General features: G+C 63.9%; 1 protein-coding gene and 1 pseudogene. Both read right to left on the reverse strand.

Translation table 11 applies throughout. The annotated features are described in order from the left end of the window. Window positions 1–222: pseudogene (locus ACXJKJ_RS31720) on the reverse strand (hypothetical protein); the annotation flags it as partial. Window positions 223–238: 16 nt separating this feature from the next. Further along, on the reverse strand, window positions 239–554 hold a 316-nt coding region (locus ACXJKJ_RS31725), incomplete at its 5' end, for a CfaE/CblD family pilus tip adhesin (RefSeq protein ID WP_457395684.1).

A 554-nucleotide genomic window follows, 5' to 3' on the forward strand; every position in this document is an offset into this window, starting at 1 on the left:
GGGATCGACGTCGACCTCATGCTCCTGCTCGCCGGCGGCGTCAACGATACGTCGCACGGAAGTCTGGATGTACTGCGGCTGGGTAGACTGGGAATAGATGCGGATCTGCGTACTGCGCTTGCCATCGACCGACGCGCGCATCGGGTGCACGGTGAGATTGGCGTGTGCAGGTGCCGCCAGCAGCAGCGACAGGGTCAACAGAACAACGGCTGGAATTTTCATGGAAGCTCCTGGAAGGTCAGGGCGTGACCGTGGGGACGCGCAGCTCCACCTGCAGCTCGCCGAAGTAGGTGCCGGCCTGCTGGGTGGAAATGGGGACGCGCGGAATATCGAAGGTGATCGGCGTGGGCACGCAGAACACCGGTTGGCTCATGCCGGGTAACAACACCAGACGCAGCAGTGCGGTATCGATGCCATGCAGCTGTTGCTCCACGCCGTTGGGCATGGGCACCGGGGCGCCGTTGTGGTCCAGGGTGACGGTGTAATCCAGGCGACGGGTGTCGTCGCTGCCACCATCGGTATGCCAGAGCGAATAGCCACTGGGACCGGGCGGC

Source organism: Roseateles sp. P5_E1 (genome assembly GCF_054049335.1).